This is a genomic window from Mitsuaria sp. TWR114 (assembly GCF_007997345.1).
In genome coordinates this window covers 1-4902 of the sequence record NZ_VOSR01000485.1, presented here as the reverse complement: position 1 = coordinate 4902, position 4902 = coordinate 1, and the positions used below count along the sequence as shown (strand labels likewise).

General features: G+C 69.2%; 4 protein-coding genes and 2 pseudogenes. 3 read left to right on the top strand and 3 right to left on the bottom strand.

Annotated elements, in window-relative coordinates; genetic code table 11:
• Positions 1-626 (bottom strand): annotated as a pseudogene (locus FUT87_RS17320) (diguanylate cyclase); the annotation flags it as partial.
• Positions 627-1340 carry a YggS family pyridoxal phosphate-dependent enzyme gene (locus tag FUT87_RS17315; protein ID WP_147241817.1) on the bottom strand — a complete coding sequence of 238 codons (714 nt, stop codon included), beginning with the start codon at positions 1338-1340 and terminating at the stop codon, positions 627-629.
• A 25-nt stretch (positions 1341-1365) separates the two neighbouring features.
• On the opposite strand from FUT87_RS17315, the gene FUT87_RS17310 reads away from it, so the two are divergent.
• The 3 genes from FUT87_RS17310 to FUT87_RS17300 all read left to right on the top strand — a co-directional run bounded on the left by FUT87_RS17310 (position 1366) and on the right by FUT87_RS17300 (position 4582).
• The gene (locus FUT87_RS17310; RefSeq protein ID WP_091731552.1) at positions 1366-2409 is read left to right on the top strand and encodes a type IV pilus twitching motility protein PilT; all 1044 of its coding nucleotides are present in this window, start codon (positions 1366-1368) and stop codon (positions 2407-2409) included.
• A gap of 77 nt (positions 2410-2486) precedes the next feature.
• Complete coding sequence (locus FUT87_RS17305) at positions 2487-3623, top strand: PilT/PilU family type 4a pilus ATPase (protein WP_147241816.1); 1137 nt, start codon at positions 2487-2489, stop codon at positions 3621-3623.
• Between the two features lie 56 nt (positions 3624-3679).
• A complete protein-coding gene (locus FUT87_RS17300; RefSeq protein ID WP_147241815.1) occupies positions 3680-4582 on the top strand; it encodes an NAD(P)-dependent oxidoreductase in 903 nt (300 codons plus the stop codon).
• Between the two features lie 17 nt (positions 4583-4599).
• Here the strand turns inward: FUT87_RS17300 and FUT87_RS30855 are convergent.
• A pseudogene (locus FUT87_RS30855) lies at positions 4600-4855 on the bottom strand (protein-L-isoaspartate O-methyltransferase family protein); the annotation flags it as partial.
• Positions 4856-4902: the final 47 nt, after the last annotated feature.

Sequence of the window (4902 nt, the reverse complement as noted above, 5' to 3'; positions counted from 1 at the left end):
CGCGGCCAGCTCAGCGCCATCAGCGGCCCGCCGAGCAGCACGCTCTGCAGGAAGGCGCCCAGCCACCAGCCCTGCCAGATCGGCAACTGGCGCTCGGCGGCGAGATCGTGGTTGAAATTCCAGATCAGCGCGCCGGCGGAGCTGAACACCGCGCCGACGAAACACAGCGGCACGAAGAACAGCCAGGCTCTGAGGCTGCGCAGCCCGCGCGCCGCGCCGACGGCCCGGTAGCCCAGCGCCAGCACGCCCAGCCCGAGCGGGTTGGCGCAGGCGAAGACCGCCGCCCAGCCCGGCGCCATGCCGGCGTCGACCGCCAGCACGAAGGTCGCCGCCCAGGCGGGCACCGCACCCCAGCGCCAGCCGAAGCACAGCGTCCACCACAGGCACAGCGGGATCGGCGGGTAGAAGGTCAGGAAGGCGACCGCGCCGCCCAGGTCGACGGGAATCCCGGACCAGCCCTCGCGCACCGTGAGCAGGCCCAGCACGACGCAGGCGATGACGGTCGCCAGCCAGCCGCCGAGCAACCAGCGTCGTTCAACCGCCCTGCCCTCGCGCCACAGCGCCCGGACCGACAGGCTGCCCGGGGTGTCGGGCATCAGGTCGGCCAGGCGCTGCAGCGGCTCCATTCAGCCCCCCGGAGGGGTCGGACGGGTCCGCGCGCCGAAGATCGCCGAGCCCACGCGCACCATCGTGGCGCCTTCCAGGATCGCGGCGTCCATGTCGGCGCTCATGCCCATGCTCAGGGTGTCCAGGCTCAGCCCGAGGTCCCGGTTGAGCGCGGCCAGCAGCCCGGCCAGCGCCCGGTGCGGGACCCGCTGCGCCTCCAGCGTGGCGGCCGGCTCCGGGATCGCCATCAGGCCGCGCAGCCGCAGCCTCGGCAGCGCGGCGACCGCGCGCGCCACCTCGGCCACCTCGGCCGGCGCCAGGCCGCTCTTGGACGCCTCGCCGCTGATGTTGACCTGCAGGCAGACGTCCAGCGGCGGGAGCGCCGCCGGTCGCTGCTCGGCCAGCCGCTGGGCGATCCTGAGCCGGTCGACGCTGTGCACCCAGTCGAAGCGCTCCGCCACCACCCGCGTCTTGTTGCTCTGCAGCGGCCCGATCAGGTGCCACTCGACGCGCTCGCGCAGGTCGGCCAGCGCGTCGATCTTGTCGACGGCCTCCTGCACGTAGTTCTCACCAAAGCGGCACTCGCCGGCCTCGAACGCTTCTCTCACATCCGAAGCCGGGAAAGTCTTTGTTACCACCAGCAGCGTGACGCTGTGCACGGGCCGCGACGCCTGCAGGCAAGCCCTCTCAATGCGGCCATGGAGCTGTTGTATGTTCTCGGAGATCGTCGCCATAATCGCCAACGCTTTTCCCTATCCCATGGACATCACCCAACTGCTGGCATTCTCGGTCAAGAACAAGGCCTCCGACCTTCACTTGTCCGCTGGTCTGCCCCCCATGATCCGCGTCCATGGCGACGTGCGCCGCATCAACGTCGAGGCCCTCGAGCACCGCCAGGTGCACGACATGGTCTACGACATCATGAGCGACGCCCAGCGCAAGACCTACGAGGAGACGCTGGAGTGCGACTTCTCGTTCGAGATCCAGGGCCTGGCGCGCTTCCGCGTCAACGCGTTCAACCAGAACCGCGGCGCCGGCGCCGTGTTCCGGACCATCCCGAGCAAGATCCTGACGCTGGAGCAGCTCAACTGCCCCAAGGTCTTCGCGGACCTGGCGATGAAGCCGCGCGGCATGGTGCTGGTCACCGGCCCGACCGGCTCGGGCAAGTCGACGACGCTGGCCGCGATGATCAACCACCTCAACGAGAACGAGTACGGCCACATCCTGACCGTCGAGGACCCGATCGAGTTCGTGCATGAATCCAAGAAGTGCCTGGTCAACCAGCGCGAGGTGGGCCCGCACACGATGAGCTTCTCCAACGCGCTGCGCTCGGCGCTGCGTGAGGACCCGGACTGCATCCTGGTGGGCGAAATGCGCGACCTGGAAACCATCCGCCTGGCGCTGACCGCCGCGGAAACGGGCCACCTGGTCTTCGGCACGCTGCACACCTCGTCGGCCGCCAAGACGGTGGACCGGATCGTGGACGTGTTCCCCGCGGCGGAGAAGGAAATGGTCCGCGCTATGCTGTCGGAATCGCTGCAGGCGGTGATCTCGCAGACGCTGTGCAAGACCAAGGACGGCAACGGCCGGCTGGCGGCGCACGAGATCATGCTGGGCACCTCGGCGATCCGGAACCTGATCCGCGAGAACAAGATCGCGCAGATGTACTCCTCGATCCAGACCGGCAACAACCTGGGCATGCAGACGCTGGACCAGAACCTCACCGACCTGGTCCGCCGCAACATGATCAGCCCGGCCGAGGCCCGGCTGAAGGCCAAGTTCCCCGAGAACTTCCCCGGCTGACCCGCCCCCAACGACAAACACGACCGGGACCCGGGCGATTGAGCGACGGCGCCCCGGCATAAGGACAGGACCTCGCCATGGAACGCGATCAGGCCACCAAGTTCATCAACGACCTGCTGCGCCTGATGGTGTCGCGCAAGGGCTCCGACCTGTTCCTGACGGCGGAGTTCCCGCCCGCGGTCAAGGTCGACGGCAAGGTGACCAAGGTGTCGCCCCAGCCGCTGACCGGCCAGCACACGCTGCAGCTGGCGCGGGCCATCATGAACGACAAGCAGGCGGCCGATTTCGAGCGCACCAAGGAGTGCAACTTCGCGATCTCGCCGCAGGGCATCGGCCGCTTCCGCGTCAACGCCTACATCCAGCAGGGCCACGTGGCGCTGGTGCTGCGGACCATCCCCCAGACCCTGCCGACGATCGAGTCGCTGGACCTGCCCGTGGTCCTGAAGGACGTCACCCAGACCAAGCGCGGCCTGGTGATCCTGGTGGGCGCCACCGGCTCGGGCAAGAGCACGACGCTGGCGGCGATGGTCGACCACCGCAACGAGACCACCTACGGCCACATCATCACGATCGAGGACCCGGTCGAGTTCGTCCACCCGCACAAGAACTGCATCGTCAGCCAGCGCGAGGTCGGCCTGGACACCGAAGGCTGGGAGCAGGCGCTGAAGAACACGCTGCGCCAGGCGCCGGACGTGATCCTGATGGGCGAGATCCGTGACCGCGAGACGATGGAGCACGCCGTCGCCTTCGCCGAGACCGGCCACCTGTGCATGGCCACGCTGCACGCCAACAGCGCCAACCAGGCGCTGGACCGGATCATCAACTTCTTCCCCGAAGAGCGCCGCGCCCAACTGCTGATGGACCTGTCGCTCAACCTGAAGGCGCTGGTCTCGCAGCGGCTGCTGCCGCGCCAGGAGGGCAAGGGCCGGATCGCCGCGGTCGAGATCCTGCTGAACACGCCGCTGATCAGCGACCTGATCTTCAAGGGCGAGGTGGGCGAGATCAAGGAAATCATGAAGCGCTCGCGCGAGCTCGGCATGCAGACCTTCGACCAGGCGCTGTTCGACCTCTATGAATTCGGCAAGGTCACCTACGAGGACGCGCTGCGCAATGCCGACTCGGTCAACGACCTGCGGCTGCAGATCAAGCTCAACAGCGAGCGGGCGCGCAGCGGCGACCTGGCGTCGGGCACCGAACACCTGACCATCGTCTGAGCGCGCGGGAGGGACACAATCGGCGGGTCTTCATCCACCCACCGACAGGTTCCTCCATGAGCAGCATCGGCCAGCGTTCCTACGACTCCCTCCCTCCCCTGCGCGTCGCCTTCCTCGGCCTCGGCGTCATGGGCTTCCCGATGGCGGGCCATCTCGCCAAGGCCGGGCATGGGGTCGTCGCCTACAACCGGACGCCCGCCAAGGCACAGGCCTGGGTCGCCGAGTTCGGCGGGCAGTCGGCCGCCACGCCGCGTGAGGCGGCCCAGGGCGCCGACATCGTCTTCTGCTGCGTCGGCAACGACGCCGACCTGCGTTCCGTCGTGCTGGGCGCCGACGGCGCCTTCGCCGGCATGAAGCCCGGCGCGGTCCTCGTCGACCACACCACCGCCTCGGCGGAAGTCGCCCGCGAGCTCGCGGCCGAAGCGACGCGACAGGGACTGCACTTCATCGACGCCCCGGTCTCCGGCGGCCAGGCCGGCGCGGTGAACGGCGCGTTGACCGTCATGTGCGGCGGCGACGAGGCCGTCTTCGGACGCATCCAGCCGGTCGCGATGCACTTCGCCAAGGCGGTGACCCGCGTGGGCGAGGCCGGCGCCGGCCAGCTCGCGAAGATGGTCAACCAGATCTGCATCGCCGGCATCGTCCAGGGCCTGTCCGAGGCGATCGCCTTCGGCCAGAAGAGCGGCCTGCCGATGCCGCTGGTGCTCGAGGTCATCGGCAAGGGCGCCGCCCAGAGCTGGCAGATGGACAACCGCGGCAAGACCATGGTCGAGGACAAGTTCGACTTCGGCTTCGCCGTGGACTGGATGCGCAAGGACCTCGGGCTGGTGCTCGACGAGGCGCGCCGCAACGGCGCACGCCTCCCGCTGACCGCCCTGGTGGACCAGTTCTATGCCGACGTGCAGGCCGAGGGCGGCGGCCGCCTCGACACCTCGAGCCTGATCAAGCGCCTGCGCTGACGCGCGCCCGGCGCGTCCAGCATCAGCGCCATCATCCGGCCGACGACCGACGGCTTGGAGATGGTCTGGCCGTGCCCGATCGGCAGGCTGGTGTCCTCGTAGGCCTGCGTCGCCAGCGCGGAGTCGACGAAGGCATGCCGGTGCACCGTCGCCAGCGCCTGCAGCACGCGCTCGTCCGTCAGGCCTTCGCGGCGCAGGCGGTCCACCATGCGCTGGCGCACGCCGGCGGAGTCCAGCCCCCAGGCCGATCGGCGTCGTCTGCCGCGCCTTGATGGCGGCGGCCTGCTGCCAGTGGCCCTGCGGCTTGAGCGGCTCGCGGG

Coding starts and splice junctions, on each gene's coding strand:
- FUT87_RS17315 (WP_147241817.1), bottom strand. CDS start 1,340: ATGGCGACGATCTCCGAGAACATACAACAGCTCCATGGCCGCATTGAG.
- FUT87_RS17310 (WP_091731552.1), top strand. CDS start 1,366: ATGGACATCACCCAACTGCTGGCATTCTCGGTCAAGAACAAGGCCTCC.
- FUT87_RS17305 (WP_147241816.1), top strand. CDS start 2,487: ATGGAACGCGATCAGGCCACCAAGTTCATCAACGACCTGCTGCGCCTG.
- FUT87_RS17300 (WP_147241815.1), top strand. CDS start 3,680: ATGAGCAGCATCGGCCAGCGTTCCTACGACTCCCTCCCTCCCCTGCGC.